The organism is Colwellia sp. MB02u-14, assembly GCF_014076915.1.
GTDB lineage: Bacteria > Pseudomonadota > Gammaproteobacteria > Enterobacterales > Alteromonadaceae > Colwellia_A.
Map to the genome: position 1 here is coordinate 36,239 of NZ_JACGUX010000080.1, position 23,972 is coordinate 60,210.

The following is a 23,972-nucleotide window of genomic DNA, read 5'->3' on the forward strand; positions in this document are numbered from 1 at the left end:
GCCTTTTTATGTCTTTAATTTTGAGTCTTAATGTATGGGCTAAGCGTGTTGAATACATTGTAGAGTTAAAAGATCACTTATTTTCCCCATCCGTGATAAAAATTCCCGCTAATGAAAAAATTAAACTCATTATTTATAATCGTGATACAACACCTGAAGAGTTTGACAGTTTTGATTTAAATCGAGAAAAGGTTATTTTTCCAAACAAGAAAGCGGTTATTTTTATTGGTCCATTACCTGAAGGAAAGTATCAGTTCTTTGGTGAATTTAACCCTAATAGTGCGAAAGGGACTATTGTGGTTACATCTACTCCAGAGCGTAATAAAAGAGTAAAACCTCTGCAAGAAAATAAACCAGGAGGAGCTTAATGTTGATTAATACTGTTCTCTTGTTTTTGAGTAATAGCCTCGTTGTTTTTATAGTACTCGCATTGTTGTTGTCGATTAAAAGTAAGTTTCACTTATCTGGCTTTACGCTCTTTAGTGGCGCAGTAATTGGTGTTTTTTTAATGTTACTACTTTGGCTCTGCATCGATGTAATCAGCCAATTATTTGATGATACGGGGCTTGAATGGTTTTATGCCAGTACGCATGTACTTGTGTATATATTGATTTTGGGTTTTATTAATACCTCAAATAAAATTGAAAATACCCTAAGCGAATGTAAAAATTCTTTATATGCTACTGCTATTTTGGCATGTCTTATTATGCTTCAAGGCACTACCTTTCTTATTTACTTTCTCGGGTATTGGTCGCAAGCCAATGTCGTTAATACTCTTTTTATTGGTGTTGTGCTAGGTGTCGGTATTTGTATTAGCATTAGTATTTTATTGTATTTTTTCTGCTTGTTTCTCAATGAACGTTTCTATGCTCGAAGTACTGAACTTATTTTCATCCTTTTTGCTTGCGGATTATTCAATAAGACGAGTGATTTATTATTACAAATTGATTTTTTACCGAGTAGCCGGATGATTTTTGATCTCAACTTTATTGTCAGAGAAAAGTCTGAATTAGGACATTTTTTGAAAGCTTTATTGGGTTACGATGCAAGTCCCACATTACTGCAAATTGGCCTTTATTTTACTGCTTTGCTAACGGCACTTTTTTGGTGTCAACTCCCCAGCAAACCTTGGCGACTATTTCGCTTTAAGGACGTTATATCATGAAAAAAGCACTTTATGCTTTAGCATTACTGTTTAATTGTTTCTATAGCAGTTTCACCTTCGCTGATGGTGTTGTCGTCGACAAAGTTTATCATCCTTATGTTTTACCTAATGAAAAGGAAGTTGAGTGGCGGCTATTATCTCACCAAACGGATAACACCAATGATTTAGCTCAGCGCTTTGCGTATGGACAGTCGGTATTTGATAATATGATGGTAGAACTCTATATCGTGGGTGAACGTGATGTCGATGGCAATTTTGGTGTGTCTGCTTACGAAATTGAAACGCGTTGGATGTTAACGGAACAAGGTGAATATTGGGCTGATTGGGGCATGCTTTTTGAAGTTGAAAAAGAGCATAATAAAGACAGTTGGGAAGTCACTTCAGGTTTACTGTTTGAAAAAGAAATAGGCCGTACCAGTTTAAGTATCAATGCATTTTTGATTTATGAATGGGGTAATGACATTCAAAATGAAATAGAAATGGAATTTCGTGCTCAATATCGTTATCGTTGGTTACCACAGTTCCAACCAGCAATTGAATTATATTCAGGTGAAGACTATGTTGGTATCGGTCCAGCTTTCATGGGAATACAACGCTTTGCTGGACAAAAACAGTTAAAGTGGGAATTAGGCTTTATCACGGGCCTTAATGGTAAAAGCAAAGATCATATTTTACGTGTGGCTATTGAATATGAATTTTAATGAATAATCGTTCACTGACAAGTAAGAGGAGGGGGGCTGTTCTTTTATGGCTGAGCTGCTGCTTGTTCTTATTAATCTTTTCACTAGGGTTAAGTTGGCAAGTGAATAAAAGTGTTAACTTCTTTTATGGGTTTTGGTATGAACAACTTAATATTGAACAAACAATAAAAACCTATACGCCACAAAATACCAAAGGTAAACAAGATTTTGCCAGCACGAGCACTCAACAACATATACAAATTTTTAACGAAATAGTTGATGAAATTAACAGTAACGGTAAGCATCTAGCAACGCTAAATTATTTAAATAAAGATAACCACTATAAGACTTTATTAACAATGTCAGAAGTGGTGCATTTACAAGATGTTAGTCATTTGGTTAGCCAATTACGTTTGGTATCCTTTATTAATATTTTCTTACTACTTATTACAATTGGGGTCATTTACTACGTAAAATCTCCCGAACCCAGTAAAAAGCAAAAATACACCGCGGTAATTATACCAACCGTTGTGATATTCGCTATCTTTGGGCTCTTTGGCTTAACAGATATCTTTTATTATTTGCATACCTTGGTCTTTCCTGATGATCACCAATGGTTTTTTTATTACCAAGAGTCGTTAATGAGTAGCTTAATGAAAGCACCTGACTTATTTGCTGCGATTGCGCTTTCTCTTAGTCTTATAGCAGGTATTATTTATTGGGTTATTTATCAATTATTAAAAATAAAAATTTTCAAACGTTAATTCTTAACCATTAACTTACATTATTCAAAGGAATATTAAATATGAGAATTGAAGTCAACATGCTTGAGGGACAAGCACTTAAAGCAATTTTTGGCGAGCATGAAATTATAAGTGATCAAAGTATTACCGCCGGAGGTCGAGCTAATCATCCAGAGCCTTTAGATTATTTTCTTGCTAGTATGCCTTTGTGTGCCGCTTTTTATATTCGTAAGTTTTGTCAACAGCGTGATATCAGTACTGACGGTATTAAAGTTTTTCAAGATGATACCCCTATTGGTGAAAATAAATATCAAAAGAAATTTTCTATACGTGTTCAGTTACCCGATAACTTTCCAGAGAAATATAAAAAAGCATTAATGGTTTCAGCAAATACTTGTACAGTAAAAAAAGTTATACAGGCAATGCCAGAATTCGATATTTTGATTGCTCAATAATTTCAACCCAGTAATGGTTATATAGCCGTTTACTAGACTGAAAAAATAGCGTTAGGGGTTAATGACCTCTAGCTCTTTAATACGACTTTTACTGGCTAATATATAACATTTTTTGTAGGCCGAAGCTGCACCTGTGCCAGGTGAAATAGCAAGGTACTGCCATCGGCAGTCATTTTCTCTAAACGTGATAAAATTACGTTGAGAACGCTTAAACATATCTAATGCAGCTCGTCGCCCTGTTGCCAATGCAAATTCTTCAAGAATAAAAACTTGGTTGTTTATCCAAGTTTGTAATTCTCTGTCTACTGCTTCTTTGACTACATCTAAACAGCTTGATAATCCTGATGTGGTATCTTGTGTTGTTTCACAGTGCTCAATCGACTTTTTGGCGTAGCTAACTGTCGATAAAAAGCAAAAAACTAACATTAAGCTGTAAGTGAAAATTTTGGTCATCATACTCTTCATTAAATTTCTAAATACTTTCTTAAATGATGGAATTATATATAACGTTATAATAAATAACGTAGTTTATGCAGGCAGTACTTTTTTGTAAGGTTTTACAGTTACCTTTTTATATACACCTGCTGTAATATAAGGGTCTTTATCAGCCCATGCTTGTGCTGCTATTAAACTCTTAAATTCAGCAACAATGAGAGAGCCAGTAAAGCCTGCCTCTCCTGGGTTTTCATTATCTATAGCTGGACAAGGGCCGGCAATTAATAAGCGCCCTTGGTCTTGTAATTCTCTTAAACGTGTTAAGTGCTGCTCACGTACCGACATTCTTAATGATAAGCTATTTTCTACATCTTCTGAATATATAAGATAAAACATTTTATTTTCCACAATTTAGGGGTGATAGTTACTTTAAGCGATTATTTTTTTCTTCAATTGTTTTATCACATTTACTGTTGGGGTTGTCTTCATCATCAGGTAAATGTTTTGATAATAATAAAACTGAACCAATAGAGAAAACAAACATTAAAGCGGTTAAACCAAACACTTTAAAGTTTACCCAAGTATCTTGGTCAAAATTAAAGGCAACGTATAAATTTAATACAGCGCACAATGCAAAGAATAAAGCCCAAGCTAAGTTCAGTTTTCCCCAAATATTGTCAGGTAAAGATAATGCCTCGTTAAGGAAGTCTTTGATGATATTTTTTTTGAAGATTTTATCACTAACGAGGAGAGCAATAGCAAAAAATAAATTGATGATGGTAACTTTCCATTTAAGAAAAGTATCGTCGTGCAAAAATATAGTTAAACCACCAAATACGGCAATAAGCACAAAAAATATTAAAGTACGCTTTGGAATGGTTTCTTTTTTAATAAGATAGTAAATTATTTGCGCACCAGCAAGAATGATTAAAGAGCCTGTCGCCCAATAGATATCAACAAACTTATAAACAATAAAAAAAACAACCAGAGGAAGATATTCAAACAAAGCATGCATAGTAATAAATTTTCAACCTAGGTTTAAAAGTAATCTAATTCTACGCAATGCTTACCCATTAGCCAAACAATTATTTGGCTAATGCGACAATATTACTCTAAAGATAAGGCAAAAACGAATGAGTCAATAACGAATATGATGGTTCATTCTGTTTAATGATAACTAACCTTTGACTAATCCAAACGGATCATCAATTGAATATGAAGGCTCTGTAAACCACTTGGCGCCGTGCTCACTCATATAAAAATGATCTTCAAGGCGAATGCCAAATTCGTTCGGTAATACCAACATGGGTTCATTCGAGAAACACATTCCAATAGTAAGTGGCGTTTTATCACTACGCACTAAGTAAGGCCATTCATGAATGTCTAAACCTACACCATGGCCGGTTCTGTGTGGACAACCTGGTGTTTGATAATCGGGGCCCATTTCTTGGCTTGCTAAATAGTCACGGGCTGCAATATCAACATCGCCACAAGGAACGCCAAGCTTTGCTGCATCAAAAGCACTTTTTTGTGCATTCTTTTCAAGTAGCCACATTTCACGTTGACGGGGGCTCGCTTCACCAAAAACATAGGTTCTGGTGATATCTGAGTTATACCCTTCTACATGGCAACCGGTATCAATTAACACGATGTCATTGAGTTCTAAGGTTTTAGGGGTTTTTACGCCGTGTGGATAGGATGAATCTTCACCAAATAAAACGATACAAAAGTATGAACCAGCAGGGGATCCCACCTTTATGTGTGCTTGATTAATAAAGTCAGTGACTTCTTGAGTACTTATCCCAGAAGTTAATATTCTTGCCACCGCTTTATGAACTTCCATCGTCATATTTTTAGCCTTTTGCAATAAGGCTATTTCAAATGAAGACTTTTCACTACGACATCCTGCAGTAACTGCTTTTGCATCAATAAGTTGATAATTATTATTACTATTGTCGGCGCATTGTTTTATGCCGTCAGCAATAAAAAATGCCGTTGATTCGTCAAGCGCAATGGTTCCTGAGTTAATGCCCATATTTTTTAAGGTTTCAATAAATAATTGGTAAGGGCTTTCATGTTCTTGCCAACCATTAATTTTACCTTTTATGGTCATATACTGATTTAAGGTATTTACTTCAAAGTAGGGGGTAATGTACTGGATTTCGCCTTGTTGTGGAATGATTGCTCCCACCATGCGCTCACTGGCATACCATTTAGTACCCGTAAAATAATAGAGGTTAGTGCCCGCGTCTAAGTAAGTCGCCTCAATATTATTAGCTTTCATTAATTGTTGGGCTTTAGCAATACGTGCTTTAAACTCGTTTGAGGAGATAGGCTGAACATCAGCTGTCATATTGTTAAGTTTAGCTAGTTCAGTTCCTGCATCAGAGCCACCTACACCTATCGTCATTTTTTGCGTCATTTAATGTTCCAAAAGTCGTGTATGTATGTGTGTATTATGACACGGTTACTTTATACAATATACACATTGGGTTTAGGTTAGTTAAAAAATTTATCGCTTAAAAATCACATAAATTACAATGTTAGGAAATAGCTAATTGCTTCGATACAGTGCAAGCCTGTTGATAAAGTTCATGATTATTTTCTTGAAAATACTTCACGCGAGCAACTGCCTGCGATAGTGCTTGATTGGCTGCATGAATAAGCCATGCTAAACCCATTGTTTGATCTTCTTCTATCCCTTCACCTAAAAAAATGATCGACCCATTGCTCCCATTGATTTTGCATAACCGAGTTTTGCGGCTTGTTCAAATAATTGAAACGCCTGTTTAACATCACCAGATTGTCTTTTAAAAATGGCTTGGTCAAACAAGTTGTCATCACATTGCTCCAATGCTGAAGGGCTTTCTTTTTGAATGCTTCCTTCCCTCTCATTGATATGAGTCTTTACAGCCTTTTGGTTGGTCTGTTTACATTGACTATTAAGTTCGCTGTTATTTGATGGGAGATGTAAACCTTCAATAAATTCACTTTTTCCATCGCTTTGGATGTCTTCATCAGAAAAAATATCTTTAATATCAATGTCTTTTCTTTTTTCTGTTAGCAAATAGCTCATTACCGCATCATATCGACTATAAAGCTGCCCTATTATTTGGTGTTGCTTCGCTATTTACGCTTTGTAATAACTTACGTCATCAGTTAATTGCTTAATTTGTGTATTTTGTTGGTCGAGATGTTTTTGATGAGACAACTTAAGGTTATCAATCGTCGATTGATTGGCTTGGTCAATTCTTAATTGCTGGCTGTGGCTATATTCTTCGAATCGTTGTAAGACGCTTTGAACGTTCTGCTCATAGTTGCTTTTTATTTTTTCAAATCAGCGAAATCAAAATATATCCTTTTTTTAACCATAATAATTGTAAACAGGGAAAGCAATATATTCATTAAAAAACCTTACTTTATTGATATGAATTTTAAACTCCATTCTAAAAATAGGTTGTAAATACCTAAAAAATAGTGAATTTATTATCAAAATAAACTTGCAGTTAATTTTTTTTGTCTTATCTTTATTAATAGGTTATCTATTTTGTTCAACATTATAAGGGATTAAATGTTCAAATTACCCGTTCAGTTAACCATTGCTCAAGTTGATGAATGTAAAACCAAGCTATTGTTAGAAATTGATCAAAATGATGTGATCAATTTTGACGACAGTGAGGTTACTCATATCGATACAGTAGGTGTTCAGTTACTGTTAGCTGCAGTAACTTATATTGCTTCACAAAACAAAGCGCTTAACTGGCGTTCCACCTCCTGTGTTATCCAAGAAAGCGTTAAGCAGTTAGGGCTTAACGAAGCTATTTTAAATCAATATCTTAATGCTTAATCTTAACGTTTTAGTGACTAACCTAAGATGTTGATTAAGCCTTTGCCGTTTATATTTACCCTCAAAAGGAAAGACCTATGATCCAAGTGTTGGTTGTTGACGACTCTAACTCTATTCGCGATATGGTTAGTTTCACATTGAAAAGTGCAGGCTATGAAACTGTTGAAGCAAAAGATGGCCAAGATGGCCTGAATAAAGCGCAAAGTGGAACGTTTGACCTTGTTATTTCAGATGTAAATATGCCCATCATGGACGGTATTACACTCTGCCAAGAATTGCGCAAGTTACCTACCTTTAAATTCACTCCGATTTTAATGTTAACCACAGAAAGTTCGGGTGATATGAAAATGCGCGGCAAAGCTGCCGGCGCTACTGGTTGGTTAGTCAAACCTTTTAACCCTGAAAAATTATTAGCAACCATTAAACGGGTTGTTAGGTAGCTATTATGAGCGTAGACCTCTCGCAATTTATTCCTAGCTTTTTAGAAGAAAGCTTTGAAGGCCTCGAATTAATGGAATCGAGTTTGCTCAATTTAGAGCAAGGTGATGATGAAACAATTAATTCAATCTTTCGTGCAGCCCATTCAATTAAAGGCGGTGCGGGGACGTTTGGTTTTAATCATGTGACAGAATTCACGCATTTAGTTGAAACTTTACTTGATGAAATGCGTGATGGTCGTCGCAATATAGACCCCGATGATGTTGAATTACTTTTAGAGTCAGTTGATTGCATGCGCTTGTTAATTGAAGCCATAAGAGATGAAAGCGAGTGCAACAGTGAAAAAATAGCTGAAAATTCTCGGTTATTAAGGCAAACATTAGCTTCAAGCGGAAGTGTCATTAGTGAGGTGGTGACCATAAATGTTGATGAACTGGCAACTGAAAATAATAATGATATGACAACGTGGCAAATAAAGTTCATTCCAGAGCATCACTTAGTGCAAACCGGTAATGACCCGTTATTACTTTTCAATGCTTTAGCTGATTTAGGCGAAATTACTGTCGTAGCGAATGCTAAAGAACTACCCGCACTTAATGACATTGATGCAGAAGAACTTTATTTAAGTTGGTGTTTAACACTGCGTTCAAACGCGAGTGAAGATGATATTAAAGAAGTCTTTGAGTGGGTTGAAGACGAATGTGAACTTATTCTGATTAAAGAAGAGAACGTTAAACTCAGTAAAATAAGTGTTGATGTATCAAGTGCTGAAGGTGTGAGTGACGAATCAACCCTAAGTGAGCTTTGTGTCACTTCATCAAAAATAGCAACAAATACTCCCGAACCTTCACAAAAAAATAATGTAGATAAGCCTGCAGGTAAGTCTAAAAATGACTTAGGTTCTATTCGAGTAGGCGTTGATAAAGTTGACAGTTTAATCAACTTAGTAGGTGAACTGGTCATTACTCAATCGATGTTGTCTGAGTTAGGTAATGATTTTGACTTATCAAAAGTTGAACGCCTTAACGCAGGTTTAGAGCAACTCCTGCAAAATACAAAAGAATTACAAGAAAGTGTCATGCGTATTCGTATGTTGCCTATTAGCTTTGCATTTAATCGTTTTCCAAGGCTCGTTCATGACTTATCTAAAAAAACAGGAAAAGAAATTGAGCTTATTCTTAAAGGTGAGCAAACAGAACTCGATAAAACTGTGATGGAACAAATTGGCGACCCCCTTGTGCATTTAGTACGTAATGCTGTTGACCATGGTATTGAGTCTGCACAAGTTCGATTAGCGAACGGTAAGCCTGAAAAGGGCACAATTATACTGGATGCCTATCATCAAGGTGGGAGTATTGTTATTGAAATCAGTGACGATGGTGGTGGCATTGATCGCCAAGCTGTTTTTAATAAAGCGCTTGAAAAAGGTTTAGTTGATGAAAGTACAACGTTAACCGATAGTCAAGTTTTTGATTTGATCTTCGAACCCGGTTTCTCTACGGCAAAAGAACTCAGTGATATCTCGGGTCGTGGCGTCGGTATGGATGTCGTTAAACAGAATATTCAATCGCTAGGCGGGCGAATACAAGTTGAATCTGAGCAAGGAAAAGGCAGTACTTTTCGTGTGAATTTACCACTGACTTTGGCTATTCTTGATGGTCAGCTAGTCCGGGTTGGCAGGGAAGTTTATATTATTCCATTAATCACGATTGTTGAATCTTTGCAGCCACAAAAAACGCTCATTAATCGTGTTTCAGGTGACATGTTACTTTACCGACTTAGGGAAGACAACGTTCCTGTTATCCCTATTTATCAGCTATTTAACATCCCTTGTGAATTTGAACACATTGAACGTTGTTTACTGGTTGTTGTTGAAGCTGACGGACAAAAAATTGGTTTGATGGTTGATGATTTACTCGCCCAGCAGCAAGTGGTTATTAAAAGTTTAAATGATAATTATCAGCAGGTTGAAGGTGTTTCGGGGGCAACAATTCTTGGTGATGGTTCTGTTGCGATGATCCTTGACGTGCCAGGTATTATTACTATGGCGCTATCAAAAGCTCAAAGTAATCAACAAAACCAGTCTCACGTTACTCCGTCAATATCTGCAGGAGTTATCTCTTAATGGATATTCAAATGTTAGCAGATGAAGTACCTGTAGAAGGGGAGTATTCCCTTGAAGGTATTGACTTTATAACCAGTGGTGAACAATACCTCACTTTTTTATTGGCTGATGAGCAGTACGCAGTTGATATCTTATGTGTTGAAGAAATTCGTAGTTGGGAAAATCCAACGCGTATCCCTAATTCACCTGGTTACATAAAAGGTGTGATCAACATGCGCGGTATTATTGTGCCTATTGTTGATTTACGGATGAAATTTAATATTGGTGAAGCGAATTATTGTGAAACAACGGTGGTGATAGTTTTAACCGTAGAGACTGAAAATAAAACCAGAACGATAGGTTTTGTTGTTGATGCCGTCTCTGATGTGCTTAATGTTGAAGTCAATGAAATAAAACCTGCACCCGCTTTTGGTGGTTGTGTACCCCAAAATTATCTTGACGGTTTAGTCAATGTTGGCGAAAACGTGGTCACTTTACTTAATGTAAATACCCTGCAAGAAATTGAAAAACATCAGTTAATTTAAATAAAGGAAGATAACATGGAACAAGAAAAAGAGTATCTCACCTTTATTTTAAATGGCGAAGAGTATGGTGTCGACATCTTGTGTGTACAAGAAATACGCGTTTGGAGTTCTGTTACCGAACTGCCAAATAAGCCAGATTATATAAAAGGTGTGATCAACTTGCGTGGCATTATTGTGCCAATAATTGATTTACGCCAGCGTTTCGGGCAAGATCCACTCGCCTATAACGAGCAAACTGTCACTATTATTTTGCGTAATCAAAATAGTCAAAAAACAATGGTGGTGGGTATTGTGGTCGACGCTGTCTCAGAAGTGTATAAATTCGATAAACAATCTATACGAACGCCTCCTACCTTTGGTAATAAAATTGACCGCTGTTTTTTACAAGGTTTAGCCTCAATTGAGGAGAGGCTTATTATTTTATTAGATAGCCATAGTTTATTAGATCAAAACGAGTTGTATCACGTAGAAAGTAAAGCTGAAGAGGTCTGATTATTTATGACTTTATTCAATGAAATAAAGGTAAGCATTGAATAAAGTTATTAAGAGACAACTAAAATATTTCTAGCACAGACCATAGTCAGATAACTAAGAGAGTAATAACGATGACGGCGAAACAGATCAGTTTAGTTCAACAAAGTTGGCCAAACGTAGTGACGCTTTCTCCTAATGTAGGCTCTTTTTTTTATCAGCAGTTATTTACATTAAGACCTGATATAGCCAGGTTATTTAAAGAGACAAAGAAAGAAAAAGAAAACGACAATCAAAACTTTATCTGTTTAGTAGACCGTGAAATCAGTTTATTAAAACCAATGAGTGCAACAAAAGAAAAAGCACAACGACAACTACTCATAAGGACAAGTGCAGCAAAAGATTATCGAGAAGATGTTGAAACTGTACTGTTGCAAATATTAGCACGCGTACTCGATAAAGCATTAAAAATAACGCTTAAAAGAGCTTGGATATCAGTAATTAAACGTTTAGCAGAGAGCATTATTATTGAGTTAGTGCTTAATCGTATAACAACAAAAGATAAAATTAAATTGATAGGGAATGATACGACCATGGATAAAGATACCGAAATTTCAGTTGAGCAAGCTAAAGAATTGCAATTCTCAGATATGCTGGCTCAGATAGAAGCGATTAATAGAGTTCAAGCACTGATTGAATTTAACATGGACGGTACAATTATTACCGCTAATGAAAACTTTTTATCGACCTTAGGTTACAGTTTAGAAGAAGTACAGGGTCAGCACCATAGTATGTTTGTCGATCATGAGTTTAAAATAAGCGCAGAATATCGCGCTTTTTGGGAAAATTTAAATCGTGGGGAGTTTGAATCTAAAGAATATAAACGCTTCGGAAAAGGTGGTAAAGAAGTTTGGATACAAGCGTCTTATAATCCTATTCTTAATGCTGAGGGTAGACCCTATAAAGTCATTAAGTTTGCAACGGATATAACTGCCCAAAAACTAAAGAACGCAGGTTTTTCAGGACAAATTGAAGCGATTAATAAAGCACAAGCCGTTATCGAATTTAATATGGATGGTACTATTATTACCGCCAATGAAAACTTTTTATCAACGTTAGGTTATAGTTTAGAAGAAGTGCAAGGTCAGCACCACAGCATGTTTGTCGAACCTGACTTTAAAGCAAGTGTGGAATATCGACTTTTTTGGGAAAGTTTAAATCGTGGTGAGTATGAATCAAAAGAATATAAGCGTTTAGGAAAAGGGGGTAAAGAGGTGTGGATACAGGCGTCTTATAATCCTATTTTAGATTTAAACGGTAAACCCTTTAAAGTTGTAAAATTTGCCACTGACGTAACCGCTCAAAAATTAATAAATGCCGATTTTTCTGGACAAATATCTGCCATTAGTAAGTCACAAGCGGTGATTGAATTTAATATGGACGGCACCATTATTACCGCCAATGACAATTTTTTGTCAGCGTTAGGTTACAGGCTGAGTGAAATACAAGGGCAACACCATAGCTTATTTGTTGAAGCTGCTCATAAATCAAGTATTGAATACCAGCAATTTTGGCAAAAGCTTAATCGTGGTGAATTCGACAGCGGCGAATATCTGCGTATAGGTAAAGGGGGGAAAGAAGTTTGGATCCAAGCGTCTTATAATCCGATTTTAGATTTAAATGGTAATACCATGAAAGTGGTTAAGTATGCATCAGACATTACCGGGCGAAAGCAAGCTATTGCTAAAATTAAAGAAACCTTGATGACCCTCTCTGAAGGTGATTTAACACAATATATTGAAACAGAATTAGTCGGTGAGTTTAGTATTATTGGCACATCTATCAATGAGTTTATTGATGTATTGAGTAATATGGTTGGGGATATACGTAGCGCATCAACCCATGTTTTTGATTCAGCGCGTGAGCTTGCTGAAGGAAATAATGAACTGAGTCATAGAACAGAATCACAAGCTTCTAGCCTTGAAGAAACCGCCTCAGCGATGGAAGAATTAACCAGTACCGTACAACAAAATGCAGAAAATGCGTCAGAAGCAAGTAAATTGTCAGCCTCTGTTATGGACAAAGCGAGTAATGGTGGCGCTGTTGTGAAAAATGCTATCACCGCAATGAGTGATATTAATAAGTCGAGCAAAAAAATTGCTGATATTATTAGTGTTATTGATGAAATTGCCTTTCAAACCAATTTATTAGCACTTAATGCGGCGGTAGAAGCTGCGAGAGCGGGCGAGCAAGGTCGTGGTTTTGCAGTGGTTGCTGCAGAGGTTCGTAACTTAGCACAACGTTCAGCAGGCGCAGCTAAAGAAATTAAAGGCTTGATAAACGACAGCGTAGAAGCCGTAGGACAAGGTACTAAGCTCGTTGATGAAACAGGACAAACCTTTACTGAGCTTGTTAATGCTATAGAAGAAGTCAGTAAAATGATTAGTGATATTGACAGTGCCGGCAAAGAACAATCAGCGGGTATTGGCGAAGTCAGCGCAGCGGTTAGCCAGATGGATGAAATGACTCAACAAAATGCAGCATTAGTGGAAGAAGCCGCCGCTTCTAGTAAGTCAATGGAAGAACAGTCTCAAGCGCTTCTTGACCAAGTTGCTTTCTTTAATACGGGCGAAGATGATGAACCAGAAATTAAAACGCCTGTGCGTCGTTCACCGCCAGCAAGTAGAAGGCCAACAAGCAGACAACCGTCGAGTAGACAATCAACAAGACTAGCACCTAGGGCAAGAACTACCCGAACAAAAACAGCAACTGATCAAGAATGGGAAGAGTTCTAGAGTATATTCTAAGTGATGCAACGTGATAGAGCGTTTCAATTAAGTAATGATAACTTTAATTTTCTTTGTCAATTTGTTTATGACACCGCTGGCATTGTGATCAATGCCAGCAAAAAAGAAATGGTTTATCGGCGGCTTACTCGTATTATTCGCGAACGTAAAATTTCATCCTTTACAGCTTACTGTGAATTGTTAAAGGTAAATGTTGAACAAGAGAAAGACTACTTTATCAATGCTATCACCACAAATTTAACCAGTTTTTTTCGAGAACAACATCATTTTGACTATATGTCTCAATATGAAATACCAATGTTGATGCGAAATAATTCACCGGGCCCTAAACGACTCCGTATTTGGTCGTCAGCAAGCTCTACGGGTGAAGAACCCTACAGTATTGCTATTACTCTACTTGAAGCAATGAAAAGTCATCTAAGTCAATGGGACGTAAAAATACTTGCGACAGACATTGATAGTAATGTTTTAGAAACGGGTATAGAAGGAACTTATGATGAGCGACGTATTGAAGATGTACCAAGAAAATTTAAAGAAAAGTATTTTAATAAAGGTATTGGAATTAATGAAAATAAAGTAAAAGTAGTAAAACAGTTACAATCACTTATTACCTTTAAAAAATTGAATTTATTACACCATTGGCCAATGAAAGGCCCATTCGATATTATTTTTTGCCGAAACGTTATTATCTATTTTGATAACAAAACGCAACAAGAATTATTTACCCGTTATTATGAAATGTTAGCGCCAGGTGGTTTACTTATTTTAGGACACAGTGAAAATTTAGGTAAACACCAAGTATATTTTGAAAGTGTTGGGCGTACCATTTTTAGAAAAGCATTTTAGTCGCTCTATACAAGTGAATAAAAAACTATGGTGTTAAATCGACAGAACAGCAGCCATGTTGAACAATGTTTACAACATTGTTTACCAGAATTTGTTCATGTAAATCATTACTGGGATAAAAAAAGAAAACAAGTGATTGCTAAAATTTTTCCTGGTGAGTTTTACATAACCCGAGATAATGTCGCTATTGCAACAACTTTAGGCTCTTGTATCTCAGCCTGCATATGGGACGAAAAAAGCGGGATCGGTGGAATGAATCATTTTATGCTACCACTTACCGATAAAGAAGCACATGAAGTCGATTGGGGGCAACGAGGAATGGCATCGGATGCTAATCGTTATGGTAACTTTGCAATGGAACATCTTATCAATATGATTTTAAAAAATGGAGGGCTAAAAATAAATTTACGAGCAAAAGTGTTTGGTGGAGGTAAAGTATTAAAGAAAATGTCTGATGTTGGGGAGAGAAATATTAGCTTTGTTTTAAAATATTTAGCTGATGAAAGTATCCCCATAGAAAGCTCAGACGTAGGTTCTTTTTATCCACGAAAAGTTTTATTTGAACCCATCAGTGGCCGAGCTTTTGTTAAAACGATTGATAATTTACACAACGATACGATTGTACGTAGAGAGATTGCTTATCGTAGTCTTATTGACCAATCACCGGTTGAAGGAGATATAGAGTTATTTTGATCATAACGATGAAGTTTTGGAGGTTAGTTAAATGAAAGCAATTAAAGTACTCATTATTGATGATTCTTCCGTTATTCGTGCGGTTATTAATGAGGTATTAAAAGATGATCCTGAAATTGAAGTTGTTGGAGAAGCTAAAGATCCTATTATTGCCCGAGAGCAAATTAAGAAGTTAAAACCTGACGTACTAACTTTAGATATTGAAATGCCAAAGATGGATGGTCTTACTTTTTTAAAAAACTTAATGCGACTGCATCCCATGCCAGTAGTAATGTTATCAACACTAACCACCAAAGGTGCAGATATAACACTAGAAGCTCTAGAACTAGGAGCGATTGATTTTATTGCAAAACCGAGTTTTGAAGAACTTATTACAAGTAAATATAACTTTAAAGAAACGTTATTAAGAAAAATAAAATTTGCCGCAACGGTTAATAACAAGACTTATCAACTCAACAGTGCTATGTCAAAATCTACACATCCTAGCGTTGTACCTTTTAAAGGTAGTCAACGTGCAAACCATTTAGTGGCAATTGGCGCTTCAACGGGTGGTACTGAAGCAATAAAAGCGATTATAACGGCTTTGCCCAGCAATTCGCCCCCCATCGTTATAACTTTACATATCCCTGAAACATTCAGTGCGAGATATGCTGAACGTATGAATGGTTGTTGTGCTGTTAATGTTCAAGAAGCAAGGCATGGACAAAAAATTAAAGAGGGGCATGTTTATATTTCACCTGGAAATATGCACCTTAAAGTAGAAAGTAAAGGTGGGGCATTATTTTGTATCCTAGAAGATTCTCCTCATGTTAATAGACATAAACCTGCCGTTGACGTTTTGTTTAATACGTTAGTGCCTATAGCTAACAATGTACAAGCCATTTTATTAACGGGAATGGGGCAAGATGGAGCAAAAGGGTTATTAAATTTAAAAAATGCTGGTGCAATGACTATAATTCAAGATAAAGCGAGTAGTTTAATTTGGGGGATGCCAGGAAGTGCTCATGCGTTAAATGCGCAGGTAAAAGAGTGTTCACTCTTAAATATCCCCAAGGCAATATTAGATCACGCCGCACTTGATAGAAACAGTATGAAAGAGGTGTTGTATGAAAAGTAAGCAAATACAATTATTAAGATTTGGGCTGCTTATTGTTGGCTTAATACTTACAGACCTTATGTTTTTTCAGATAAGTTATTTATCAATAACCCTGACATTATTACTGTCAATTATTTTAATTTTATTATATCGCTACTCTACGCTTTCAGAAATGACCTCTAGCGATAGTTGTCTTGATGATAGTCAACAAACGCATGGCATAGAAATTAAACTCACCTTAACAAAAATAGCGAATTTACTCTCCCAACAAATGGAAATTGTTGATACCGAAGTTGATAGAGCAACTATCTTAATAGAAGAGGCCACTACGGGAATTTCAGATAGCTTTAAATATTTAAAAAGTTTAAGTGATGAACAGCAAGTCATGCTTAATGCAGCGATTGGTAATCGTCAGGGAACTGTGGATGAGGAAGGAACCACCGTCGAGTCTTTTGTTCAGGATTCAAGTGAGACGTTAGATACTTTTGTGCAGGTCATTATCACCACGAGTGAACAAAGTGCAGAGGCAATGTCATTTACTGAGAACATGAGTAAGCAGCTTGAAGGTATTTTTAGCTTATTAGGACAAGTTGAAAGTTTAGCAAGCCAAACAAATTTATTGGCCCTTAATGCCGCTATAGAAGCAGCGAGAGCAGGGGATGCAGGACGAGGCTTTGCTGTTGTAGCAAGTGAAGTAAGAGCATTGTCATTTAATTCTACAGAGCTTAATAATGATATTCGTGAAAAAATATCGTCTGCGCAAACTATTATTGAAAAGCTAAAAAATTCGGTTCAGGTGATGGCTTCAGCAGATATGACTGCAACACTTGAAGCTAAAAGTAGAGTGAGTATGATGGTTGAACACATGGGTGAATCTAACATTAAAACCAATGCTATTATTGAAGAACTCGCCGGACTATCACCTAAAATCGCAGAAACAGTCGCTATAGGTATACGTTCATTGCAGTTTGAAGATTTAACTCGTCAAGCCCTTTCATCACTAAAAAGTAATACTCGAACTATTTCAGCACTTAATAAAATTATTGTAGGATTTGAAATCAGTAAAGGTAATACTTACCAAGAGTTACAAGCCTTACAGCATCAATGCCAAGTGCTCATTGAACAATCTCAATACGACAACGAGCGAAGGAGTGTATCCCAGTCATCTATGAATGAAGGTGATGTTGAGTTATTTTGATTTTTAAATACTAGGAACAACTATGAATGTTAAAAAGAAAGTATCCGAAGATAAAAAAAATATAGAAATTAGTATCGATGGCAGGTTTGATTTTTCATTACACCAACATTTTCGCGATGCCTATATAAATTGTAAAGAAAAAAATACGGTATTCACAATATATCTATTAAATACGACTTACATGGACAGCTCAGCTTTAGGCATGATTTTATTACTTAAAGATCATGCAGAAAACTATTCAGGAAAAGTAGTTATTAGTAAACCCAGTGAAGCCGTTAATAAGATTTTAGAGATAGCTCAATTCCACCGTTTATTGTCAATAGAACTCTAGGGTATATGGCAGTGTTAGCTGAAAAAAGTGATACTAAATTAGCGTTAGTCGTTGATGACTCTGCAATGCAATGCAAGGTATTAAGTGTTTTATTAAAAGAAGAAGGTTATCGCGTTTTTACAGCTAATGATGGTGCTCGTGGTGTTGAAATGTATGTTAAATACAAGCCTGATTTAGTATTAATGGACATTAATATGCCTGTTATGGATGGTTATGAAGCAGCAAGGAAGATTAAAGGCTTATCGCAAGATCATAGCCTCTGCCCGCTTATTTTTATTACGAGCATGGATACTGATCAAGCCTTTATTGAGTGTATAGACGCAGGGGGAGACGGTATTTTGGTGCGGCCATTTTCACCTGATGTTTTTAAAGCAAAAATAAAATCAATTCAACGTATTAGTGATTTATACGCCCAAGTTAAAACTTTGCAACAAGAGCAACAAAAAGACGCTGAACTTGCTGAGCAATTAATGTCTGGTGTGATTGAAGCAAGAAATTTCTCGCTTGACCGAATTGGCATTATTAAACAACCCGCGGCATTATTTAGTGGGGATATACAACTTACCGCTTTATCTCCTAATGGCGATGTTAATGTCATGCTAGGGGATTTTACTGGGCACGGTTTACGCTCATCTATTGGCGCTATTCCTTTAGCTGAAACATTCAGGGCAATGACGAAGAAAGGTTTTTTGTTATTTGAAATTATTAATCAAATTAATCATCAACTCTATGATTTACTCCCCGCAGATTTATTTTTAGCGGCAGGCTTTGCAAGTATTTCTAGTCACGATGCATCAGTTTATGCTTTTAATGCAGGTTTACCTGATGCCTATTTATTTTCTGAACAAGGAATGATAAAACATAAAATATCATCAAGTCATCCACCATTAGGTGTTCTTCCTAAGCTTTTACCGGATAGCCAATTAACTATTTATAGTATTGAAGAAACCGATCGAATTATTTTGATCAGTGACGGTATTGTTGAAGTGAGGAATGAGCAGGGTGAAATGTTTGATTTTGAGCGATTTGAGCAGGCGGCAATACAGGGAATCATAACTCATAACGTTAGTGAATGTGTACTCAAAGCCGTTAATGATTTTTGCCAAACTATGCCACAAGAAGATGACATCTCATTGATTGATATCCCTTGTGGAGGCTGGGAACACGTACTCGTTGCCAGCCAAGGTATTAGCAACATTTCAGCCCAACAGCTTGACGATATTTATTTAGCAACAGATTTCGCGTGGCACTGGCAGTTAACATTGAGTGGTAAGCGCTTAGCCTCTATAAATCCCATTCCAATGGCAATGAATCAAATAAATGAAATCGAAGGGCACGCTGAGCATTGGCAAAGTTTATATAGCATACTCTCTGAATTATTTGTTAATGCACTTGACCATGGTGTCTTAGGTTTAAACTCTAAATTAAAAGCCAGTGCAGAAGGTTTTTCTCAATATTATAAAGAACGAGAACTGCGTTTAACAAACTTAGAACATGGCTTTATTGATCTACAAATAAGTCATTATCCTTTTCCAAATGGGGGGAGGATCATGATTAAAATACATGATAGTGGTCAAGGGTTTGATATCAAAAAATACTATGATAACAGAGTAAAGAAGCGAGAAAATAAACTACAGCTTAGTGGCCGGGGGATTGAACTTGTAGAGCAACTTTGTGACAGTTTAGACTTTCAAGAAAAGGGTAAAATTGTTGAAGCATCTTATGTGTGGGCATCCTAATCGCATTAATACTTTGATTAAGTCTTAGGGAATAAGGTATTAATTTGAATATTTTAGTTGTAGATGATAATAAATTTATTAGATAAGTCGTTAGTGCCATGTTCATTGACAGTGGTCATGTTGCGGCTACTGCGAATAGACATGATCAAGCCAGTAAATAATTAGAAATTTGACCCATTAACACAGTCCTTAATAGAAGCGGTTTAGTGCAGATTGCCGACACGTGCTAATGAAACACTTAACCGGTCAACTGATTCATTAGCAGGTTTTGAAGAAGAGGGGTTTATGGTTGTTTTTCCTTTTACGCCTATTTATGGTGCAAGATTTAAAGCAAAAGAGCAAGGGCGCAACTGTTGTCAAGTCTTTCAATAAGATGCCTTACATTTATTTTTTAAAAGTTAAAATCTCATAAAAAAAGGAATTATTATGCAAAAACCACGTTTACTCATCATTGATGATGACAAAGATTACCTTGAATTACTTTATGAAGCATTAGCCGAAAATTTTGACGTAACGTGTGTGAGTAACATCAAAGAAGCTGATAAATTTGTCAGCAACAATGAAGTTTTTGATATTGCTTTAGTTGATGAGAACATTGGTGATGATAAAGGTTCCAAGTGGATAAAAAGCAAAATAGAGCAACATACGGTAGCAGCTTCATTTGTACTGTATTCTGGATTAGTAAACGAAGACGCCGTACTTAAAGGCCTAGAGTGTGGCGCGGATGATTTTCTTGCGAAACCTATTTCTTTAAACGCATTGAATAACAAACTTAAAAAGCTTATTTCTTATCAAGATAAAATTCACAGTTTTGAAACAGAAATTTGTTCAAAAGATAGAGTGATTAATATTTCAATGGCACAAGCGTCTAAATATGGAAGCTGTATGCAGCTAACCTCTCGTCTTAATCATTGCTTTACCCTAGAAAAAATTAGAGATGAATTGTTTTTGTTTCTATATTCGATGAATTTACAAGGTTGCATCGCTTTTTATCCTATTAAGAAAAAACCACTTTTCTTTAGTGCTAAAAACGGCTTTTGTTCTCCTGTTGAAATCGATGTAATGAAGTTATTAAAAGTGAAACCCAGGTTATATCGCTTTAGCTCTAGAACTATTTTTAATCATCCTCTTTGCTCAATACTCATCCTCAATTTAGAGGAAGGGGCTATTGATACCGATATATATATAGACGCTTTAGCATCTGTCATTGAATGTGTTGGTGCTCGCATTGCCTTTATTACTTATAAAAATTCATTAGTACATGTACAAAGTAAAATACAACAAGCCGTTTCTGCGACCAAGCAAATGATTGCTATCTCCAAGCATCATCAACAAGAAGTTATGAATGAGATTGTCACAAATATAGGGATGAGCTTTCACGTACTAGAAATGTCTGATGAGCAAGAAGAGTACTTAACAAACTTGGTTCATACGGCCTTGAAAAAACACTCACAAGACGATATAAATTTTCTTGAAGTGACACAATTACTTGATGGCGCCTTGGCCAGTGTTGATGAACTTGAAGTCCTTAATCTGCAACAAGAAGAGGAAACTGTTGATATTAATGAAGAGGATGAATTGTTTTGATGCCTGTCTCTGATGATTTAACGGTAGCGCTAAATAGTATTCCTTTCCCTGTTATTCAAATAGATCATCAAGGTACGATCACTGGCTGTAATATCTGGACAGAAAGACTTTTTGGCTATTCATTGCTAGAGGTAAAAGGACAAAAATTAGACACGCTCTTGCCCGGTAAAACGGTTGATTCCCTTGTCGAATTAATTGATAACAATCAGCAACCTTCTGGGGGAATGTTAAAGAGTAGCGCTGTATTTTTGTTAAGTAAATCGAAAAAAATGCTTAATTGTACAATAAAAGTCAGTAAAGTGGTTGATGGCTATATGGCCTACCTTACCGTTTCACTTTTAAGTGAAACGAGCAAGAATAAACTTAATTATCAGCAAACTAACTCGCCTCGTAAAATCACGTCGTTAACGTTGTCAACGGATACTCATAAAATATTAAATGGTATAGAAGAAGCCTTTTGGGAATGGAATATTGTCCAAGGAACTATACTTTATTCCGCCCAAGTAATGGCTATGCTGGGTTATGATAAAAAATCATTTTTAGGTCCGCTGTCTTTCTATGAAAAACACTTAAAACCAGAAGACTTAGCCAGCCTTAATCGACAAGCTAAAGCACACCTTATGGGTGAAACACCTTACATTAATCTAACACTGTCAATTACGACTGAGCTTGGAGTGACTAAATGGATCACTATTTTTGGTAAGATTATCGAATATAGTGACGATCGAGCATATAAAATGTTTGGTTCAGTTAAAGACATTTCAGATCAGCACCAATTAGTTGAAAAGCTAAAAGAGAGAAATAATTACTTATTACTTGTGGAACGTTTAAATAAATCAGGACATTGGCACCTAGATTTCCTTAATAAAACGTTATATTGGTCGACAGAACTCTATAAAATACATGGTGTAGATCCCACAAGTTATGTTCCAAATGTAGATACTGTGTTAGATTTTTATCTGGAAGATGAACAAAATAAGGTACGAAATCATTTAGATAAAGCGATGATTGACAAACAAGGGTTTCACTTTAAAAGCGCCATAAAACATAAAAGTGGCAGAAAAGTTAAAGTGGAATGTTTTGGCGAAGTAGAATTGAATATGATGGGGGAGGTGGTCGGTGTCTTTGGGGTGTTTAAAGATATTACTAAATCTGAAGATATTTTTGAAAAGTTAAAATTGTTAGCAATGGTGAACTACACAATAAAAGTGCCTGTTTTCTTTATTGACGACAAAGACAATGTTGTTTATCAAGATCTTACACCAAAAACTGCTCATAGTAGTTCAGTGCTTTTTAATTACATTAATTTCAGCATCACGGATTATATTACTTTTAAGCGTAAAGCGAAAAAGTGTGGTCAATTCAAAGAAACGAATATTAGCTTTGATCAGTACAATACTGTTTTTGACTTATCGGTAACTTATGAGGCTGATGAAGGAATTTTTATTTGGATTGTTGAAAATGTGACAGATCAATTTCGTAAGGACCAGCAACAACTTATTAGTAATCGACTTGCTTTATTGGGTAATACTTTTGGTAATGTTTCCCATGACATTAATAATGTGCTCAGCGTAGCCTTAGGCGCGACCGAAATGTTAGAAATTAAGTTTGCCCAGGGTGAACAAGATATTTCAACGTATATTGAGCGGGTAAAAAATGCAATTGACAAAGGTAAAAGCGTAACAGAGCGCTTATTAGCTTTTACCCGAAAACCAACCATTAAAGTGGTCAAGTTTGACCCCATGCAAGATATTATTGATAACCAGTATCTTTTTAAGCAATTATTACTGTCAACCATTGATTTCAGCATCAATACTCATGAAGTATGCTGTGAAATAAATTTTCCTCAGGGTGAATTTATTAATATCTTACTCAATCTCGTGTTGAACTCTCAAGATGCGATCCGCGAAAAAGGCCTCATTGGGGAAATTAAAATATCTGCGAACATTAATAAGGAGAAACATTTAGAAATTCACGTAGAAGACAGCGGTATAGGTATTGAGCAAAGTAATTTGACAAAGGTATTTGATCCCTTCTACAGCAGTAAATCAGTTAATAAAGGCAACGGTATTGGTTTAGCTAATGTCTACAGTACGATATATAAACATAATGGTCATATTCAAGTTGAAGGGCATGGCCACTTAGGTGGTGCGCACTTCACGTTAATATTTAAGTGCCAAGTATTATCAAACCCACCAATAAAAGCTCCGCTAGCGATTAAAAGCCCATTAGATATGAAGGAAAAAAAAGTTCTAATTTTAGATGATGAAGTTAGTATTGCTGAATTTGTAGCTTTGTACTTAGAAAATGAGGGCGTTAAAACTCAACATACCAGTAATAAAGTGGGTTTAATGAAAATATTATCCAGTGAGCACGTTTTTGATTTTTTTATTACAGATATGATTTTACCCGACATTTCGGGTCGAGAAGCGGTTGATCTTGTGAAAGCTAAGTTCCCCAATATTCGTGTTTTTTCAATCAGTGGTTATATTGCAGAGGAAGATAAACAGTGGCATTATCCGGTACTCAGAAAGCCTTTTAATTCTAAAGAGTTGGTAAGTTTTTTAATTGATAATAGTTAAATTTTATTCTAGCTTATTACTTCTACTCTGCTTTTATTGATGATGCTCACCCCATCGTTTTTAATTATACGCCATGGCGGGGTTTAAAAATGAGTTAATTAAAGCAATGTAAATTTTTTTTTATAATGATATTATTGATTTATTTCATAAATTTATGAGTGTTTAAAGTCGTTGTTAAATGACTATCACCACAATAATACGGTATGTTGA

The 23,972-nt window shown here is 35.9% G+C and carries 26 protein-coding genes; 20 read left to right on the top strand and 6 right to left on the bottom strand.

Features of this window, described 5'->3' with window-relative positions; genetic code table 11:
- The first annotated feature begins 8 nt into the window (after nucleotides 1-8).
- Genes H4J52_RS13255 through H4J52_RS13275 form a run of 5 tightly spaced genes read left to right on the top strand, consistent with a single transcriptional unit; the run spans nucleotide 9 to nucleotide 3,043 of the window.
- Nucleotides 9-368, top strand: coding sequence for a cupredoxin domain-containing protein (locus tag H4J52_RS13255; protein WP_182181390.1), 360 nt, complete (start codon nucleotides 9-11; stop codon nucleotides 366-368).
- Nucleotides 368-1,165 (top strand): hypothetical protein, encoded by a 798-nt coding sequence (locus tag H4J52_RS13260; RefSeq protein WP_182181389.1) that lies wholly within the window; start codon nucleotides 368-370, stop codon nucleotides 1,163-1,165. Before H4J52_RS13255 ends, H4J52_RS13260 begins: the two co-directional genes overlap by 1 nt.
- Nucleotides 1,162-1,866, top strand: a complete 705-nt coding sequence (locus H4J52_RS13265; RefSeq protein WP_182181388.1) for a hypothetical protein — start codon at nucleotides 1,162-1,164, stop codon at nucleotides 1,864-1,866. Before H4J52_RS13260 ends, H4J52_RS13265 begins: the two co-directional genes overlap by 4 nt.
- Nucleotides 1,866-2,609: a DUF1461 domain-containing protein gene (locus tag H4J52_RS13270; protein ID WP_182224908.1), complete on the top strand. Its 744-nt coding sequence runs from the start codon at nucleotides 1,866-1,868 to the stop codon at nucleotides 2,607-2,609. The genes H4J52_RS13265 and H4J52_RS13270 overlap by 1 nt, the downstream gene beginning before the upstream one ends.
- A 41-nt stretch (nucleotides 2,610-2,650) precedes the next feature.
- A complete protein-coding gene (locus H4J52_RS13275) occupies nucleotides 2,651-3,043 on the top strand; it encodes an OsmC family protein (protein WP_182181386.1) in 393 nt (130 codons plus the stop codon).
- Between the two features lie 51 nt (nucleotides 3,044-3,094).
- Here H4J52_RS13275 and H4J52_RS13280 read toward each other — a convergent pair whose 3' ends face one another.
- From H4J52_RS13280 to H4J52_RS13305, 6 genes are all read right to left on the bottom strand, one after another.
- Nucleotides 3,095-3,499 carry a lysozyme inhibitor LprI family protein gene (locus H4J52_RS13280; protein ID WP_259366728.1) on the bottom strand — a complete coding sequence of 135 codons (405 nt, stop codon included), beginning with the start codon at nucleotides 3,497-3,499 and terminating at the stop codon, nucleotides 3,095-3,097.
- A 72-nt stretch (nucleotides 3,500-3,571) separates the two neighbouring features.
- Nucleotides 3,572-3,874, bottom strand: coding sequence for a YciI family protein (locus H4J52_RS13285; RefSeq protein ID WP_182181384.1), 303 nt, complete (start codon nucleotides 3,872-3,874; stop codon nucleotides 3,572-3,574).
- Nucleotides 3,875-3,902: 28 nt separating this feature from the next.
- On the bottom strand, nucleotides 3,903-4,493 hold the full coding sequence (locus tag H4J52_RS13290; protein ID WP_182181383.1) for a septation protein A: 591 nt from the start codon (nucleotides 4,491-4,493) through the stop codon (nucleotides 3,903-3,905).
- Nucleotides 4,494-4,655: 162 nt separating this feature from the next.
- On the bottom strand, nucleotides 4,656-5,888 hold the full coding sequence (locus tag H4J52_RS13295; RefSeq protein ID WP_182181449.1) for a Xaa-Pro peptidase family protein: 1,233 nt from the start codon (nucleotides 5,886-5,888) through the stop codon (nucleotides 4,656-4,658).
- Between the two features lie 133 nt (nucleotides 5,889-6,021).
- Entirely contained in the window at nucleotides 6,022-6,159 is a 138-nt protein-coding gene (locus H4J52_RS13300) for a hypothetical protein (protein ID WP_182181382.1), read from the bottom strand.
- A gap of 26 nt (nucleotides 6,160-6,185) precedes the next feature.
- Nucleotides 6,186-6,554: a hypothetical protein gene (locus H4J52_RS13305; protein ID WP_182224910.1), complete on the bottom strand. Its 369-nt coding sequence runs from the start codon at nucleotides 6,552-6,554 to the stop codon at nucleotides 6,186-6,188.
- A gap of 495 nt (nucleotides 6,555-7,049) precedes the next feature.
- On the opposite strand from H4J52_RS13305, the gene H4J52_RS13310 reads away from it, so the two are divergent.
- The 15 genes from H4J52_RS13310 to H4J52_RS13380 all read left to right on the top strand — a co-directional run bounded on the left by H4J52_RS13310 (nucleotide 7,050) and on the right by H4J52_RS13380 (nucleotide 23,762).
- Complete coding sequence (locus H4J52_RS13310) at nucleotides 7,050-7,325, top strand: lipid asymmetry maintenance protein MlaB (protein ID WP_182181380.1); 276 nt, start codon at nucleotides 7,050-7,052, stop codon at nucleotides 7,323-7,325.
- Between the two features lie 77 nt (nucleotides 7,326-7,402).
- On the top strand, nucleotides 7,403-7,765 hold the full coding sequence (locus H4J52_RS13315) for a response regulator (protein ID WP_182224912.1): 363 nt from the start codon (nucleotides 7,403-7,405) through the stop codon (nucleotides 7,763-7,765).
- Nucleotides 7,766-7,770: 5 nt separating this feature from the next.
- On the top strand, nucleotides 7,771-9,888 hold the full coding sequence (locus H4J52_RS13320; RefSeq protein WP_182224914.1) for a chemotaxis protein CheA: 2,118 nt from the start codon (nucleotides 7,771-7,773) through the stop codon (nucleotides 9,886-9,888).
- The gene (locus tag H4J52_RS13325) at nucleotides 9,888-10,412 is read left to right on the top strand and encodes a chemotaxis protein CheW (RefSeq protein WP_182181377.1); all 525 of its coding nucleotides are present in this window, start codon (nucleotides 9,888-9,890) and stop codon (nucleotides 10,410-10,412) included. The genes H4J52_RS13320 and H4J52_RS13325 overlap by 1 nt, the downstream gene beginning before the upstream one ends.
- A 15-nt stretch (nucleotides 10,413-10,427) precedes the next feature.
- Complete coding sequence (locus H4J52_RS13330; RefSeq protein ID WP_182224916.1) at nucleotides 10,428-10,904, top strand: chemotaxis protein CheW; 477 nt, start codon at nucleotides 10,428-10,430, stop codon at nucleotides 10,902-10,904.
- Nucleotides 10,905-11,017: 113 nt separating this feature from the next.
- Complete coding sequence (locus H4J52_RS13335) at nucleotides 11,018-13,678, top strand: methyl-accepting chemotaxis protein (RefSeq protein WP_182181375.1); 2,661 nt, start codon at nucleotides 11,018-11,020, stop codon at nucleotides 13,676-13,678.
- 15 nt (nucleotides 13,679-13,693) lie between these two features.
- Nucleotides 13,694-14,536 (top strand): protein-glutamate O-methyltransferase CheR, encoded by an 843-nt coding sequence (locus tag H4J52_RS13340; protein ID WP_182181374.1) that lies wholly within the window; start codon nucleotides 13,694-13,696, stop codon nucleotides 14,534-14,536.
- 27 nt (nucleotides 14,537-14,563) lie between these two features.
- Nucleotides 14,564-15,229 carry a chemoreceptor glutamine deamidase CheD gene (gene cheD / locus H4J52_RS13345; protein WP_182181373.1) on the top strand — a complete coding sequence of 222 codons (666 nt, stop codon included), beginning with the start codon at nucleotides 14,564-14,566 and terminating at the stop codon, nucleotides 15,227-15,229.
- 31 nt (nucleotides 15,230-15,260) lie between these two features.
- Complete coding sequence (locus H4J52_RS13350; RefSeq protein WP_182181372.1) at nucleotides 15,261-16,346, top strand: chemotaxis response regulator protein-glutamate methylesterase; 1,086 nt, start codon at nucleotides 15,261-15,263, stop codon at nucleotides 16,344-16,346.
- Nucleotides 16,336-17,523, top strand: coding sequence for a methyl-accepting chemotaxis protein (locus H4J52_RS13355; RefSeq protein WP_182181371.1), 1,188 nt, complete (start codon nucleotides 16,336-16,338; stop codon nucleotides 17,521-17,523). The genes H4J52_RS13350 and H4J52_RS13355 overlap by 11 nt, the downstream gene beginning before the upstream one ends.
- 22 nt (nucleotides 17,524-17,545) lie before the next feature.
- Nucleotides 17,546-17,854, top strand: a complete 309-nt coding sequence (locus tag H4J52_RS13360; RefSeq protein WP_182181370.1) for an STAS domain-containing protein — start codon at nucleotides 17,546-17,548, stop codon at nucleotides 17,852-17,854.
- An 11-nt stretch (nucleotides 17,855-17,865) separates the two neighbouring features.
- Nucleotides 17,866-19,593, top strand: a complete 1,728-nt coding sequence (locus H4J52_RS13365; protein WP_310649664.1) for a fused response regulator/phosphatase — start codon at nucleotides 17,866-17,868, stop codon at nucleotides 19,591-19,593.
- A 213-nt stretch (nucleotides 19,594-19,806) separates the two neighbouring features.
- Entirely contained in the window at nucleotides 19,807-19,965 is a 159-nt protein-coding gene (locus H4J52_RS13370; RefSeq protein ID WP_182181368.1) for a hypothetical protein, read from the top strand.
- A 54-nt stretch (nucleotides 19,966-20,019) separates the two neighbouring features.
- The gene (locus tag H4J52_RS13375; RefSeq protein WP_182181367.1) at nucleotides 20,020-21,180 is read left to right on the top strand and encodes a response regulator; all 1,161 of its coding nucleotides are present in this window, start codon (nucleotides 20,020-20,022) and stop codon (nucleotides 21,178-21,180) included.
- Nucleotides 21,180-23,762 (top strand): PAS domain S-box protein, encoded by a 2,583-nt coding sequence (locus H4J52_RS13380; RefSeq protein WP_182181366.1) that lies wholly within the window; start codon nucleotides 21,180-21,182, stop codon nucleotides 23,760-23,762. Before H4J52_RS13375 ends, H4J52_RS13380 begins: the two co-directional genes overlap by 1 nt.
- Nucleotides 23,763-23,972: the final 210 nt, after the last annotated feature.

Excerpts from the sequence above, each read along its gene's own strand:
- H4J52_RS13330 (WP_182224916.1), top strand. The coding sequence starts at position 10,428 with ATGGAACAAGAAAAAGAGTATCTCACCTTTATTTTAAATGGCGAAGAG.
- H4J52_RS13290 (WP_182181383.1), bottom strand. The coding sequence starts at position 4,493 with ATGCATGCTTTGTTTGAATATCTTCCTCTGGTTGTTTTTTTTATTGTT.
- H4J52_RS13310 (WP_182181380.1), top strand. The coding sequence starts at position 7,050 with ATGTTCAAATTACCCGTTCAGTTAACCATTGCTCAAGTTGATGAATGT.
- H4J52_RS13295 (WP_182181449.1), bottom strand. The coding sequence starts at position 5,888 with ATGACGATAGGTGTAGGTGGCTCTGATGCAGGAACTGAACTAGCTAAA.
- H4J52_RS13275 (WP_182181386.1), top strand. The coding sequence starts at position 2,651 with ATGAGAATTGAAGTCAACATGCTTGAGGGACAAGCACTTAAAGCAATT.
- H4J52_RS13265 (WP_182181388.1), top strand. The coding sequence starts at position 1,162 with ATGAAAAAAGCACTTTATGCTTTAGCATTACTGTTTAATTGTTTCTAT.
- H4J52_RS13355 (WP_182181371.1), top strand. The coding sequence starts at position 16,336 with ATGAAAAGTAAGCAAATACAATTATTAAGATTTGGGCTGCTTATTGTT.
- H4J52_RS13260 (WP_182181389.1), top strand. The coding sequence starts at position 368 with ATGTTGATTAATACTGTTCTCTTGTTTTTGAGTAATAGCCTCGTTGTT.
- H4J52_RS13335 (WP_182181375.1), top strand. The coding sequence starts at position 11,018 with ATGACGGCGAAACAGATCAGTTTAGTTCAACAAAGTTGGCCAAACGTA.
- H4J52_RS13300 (WP_182181382.1), bottom strand. The coding sequence starts at position 6,159 with ATGGGTTTAGCATGGCTTATTCATGCAGCCAATCAAGCACTATCGCAG.
- H4J52_RS13325 (WP_182181377.1), top strand. The coding sequence starts at position 9,888 with ATGGATATTCAAATGTTAGCAGATGAAGTACCTGTAGAAGGGGAGTAT.
- H4J52_RS13320 (WP_182224914.1), top strand. The coding sequence starts at position 7,771 with ATGAGCGTAGACCTCTCGCAATTTATTCCTAGCTTTTTAGAAGAAAGC.
- cheD (WP_182181373.1), top strand. The coding sequence starts at position 14,564 with ATGGTGTTAAATCGACAGAACAGCAGCCATGTTGAACAATGTTTACAA.
- H4J52_RS13380 (WP_182181366.1), top strand. The coding sequence starts at position 21,180 with ATGCCTGTCTCTGATGATTTAACGGTAGCGCTAAATAGTATTCCTTTC.
- H4J52_RS13285 (WP_182181384.1), bottom strand. The coding sequence starts at position 3,874 with ATGTTTTATCTTATATATTCAGAAGATGTAGAAAATAGCTTATCATTA.
- H4J52_RS13350 (WP_182181372.1), top strand. The coding sequence starts at position 15,261 with ATGAAAGCAATTAAAGTACTCATTATTGATGATTCTTCCGTTATTCGT.
- H4J52_RS13255 (WP_182181390.1), top strand. The coding sequence starts at position 9 with ATGTCTTTAATTTTGAGTCTTAATGTATGGGCTAAGCGTGTTGAATAC.
- H4J52_RS13270 (WP_182224908.1), top strand. The coding sequence starts at position 1,866 with ATGAATAATCGTTCACTGACAAGTAAGAGGAGGGGGGCTGTTCTTTTA.
- H4J52_RS13315 (WP_182224912.1), top strand. The coding sequence starts at position 7,403 with ATGATCCAAGTGTTGGTTGTTGACGACTCTAACTCTATTCGCGATATG.
- H4J52_RS13360 (WP_182181370.1), top strand. The coding sequence starts at position 17,546 with ATGAATGTTAAAAAGAAAGTATCCGAAGATAAAAAAAATATAGAAATT.
- H4J52_RS13340 (WP_182181374.1), top strand. The coding sequence starts at position 13,694 with ATGCAACGTGATAGAGCGTTTCAATTAAGTAATGATAACTTTAATTTT.
- H4J52_RS13280 (WP_259366728.1), bottom strand. The coding sequence starts at position 3,499 with ATGATGACCAAAATTTTCACTTACAGCTTAATGTTAGTTTTTTGCTTT.
- H4J52_RS13305 (WP_182224910.1), bottom strand. The coding sequence starts at position 6,554 with ATGAGCTATTTGCTAACAGAAAAAAGAAAAGACATTGATATTAAAGAT.
- H4J52_RS13375 (WP_182181367.1), top strand. The coding sequence starts at position 20,020 with ATGCAAAAACCACGTTTACTCATCATTGATGATGACAAAGATTACCTT.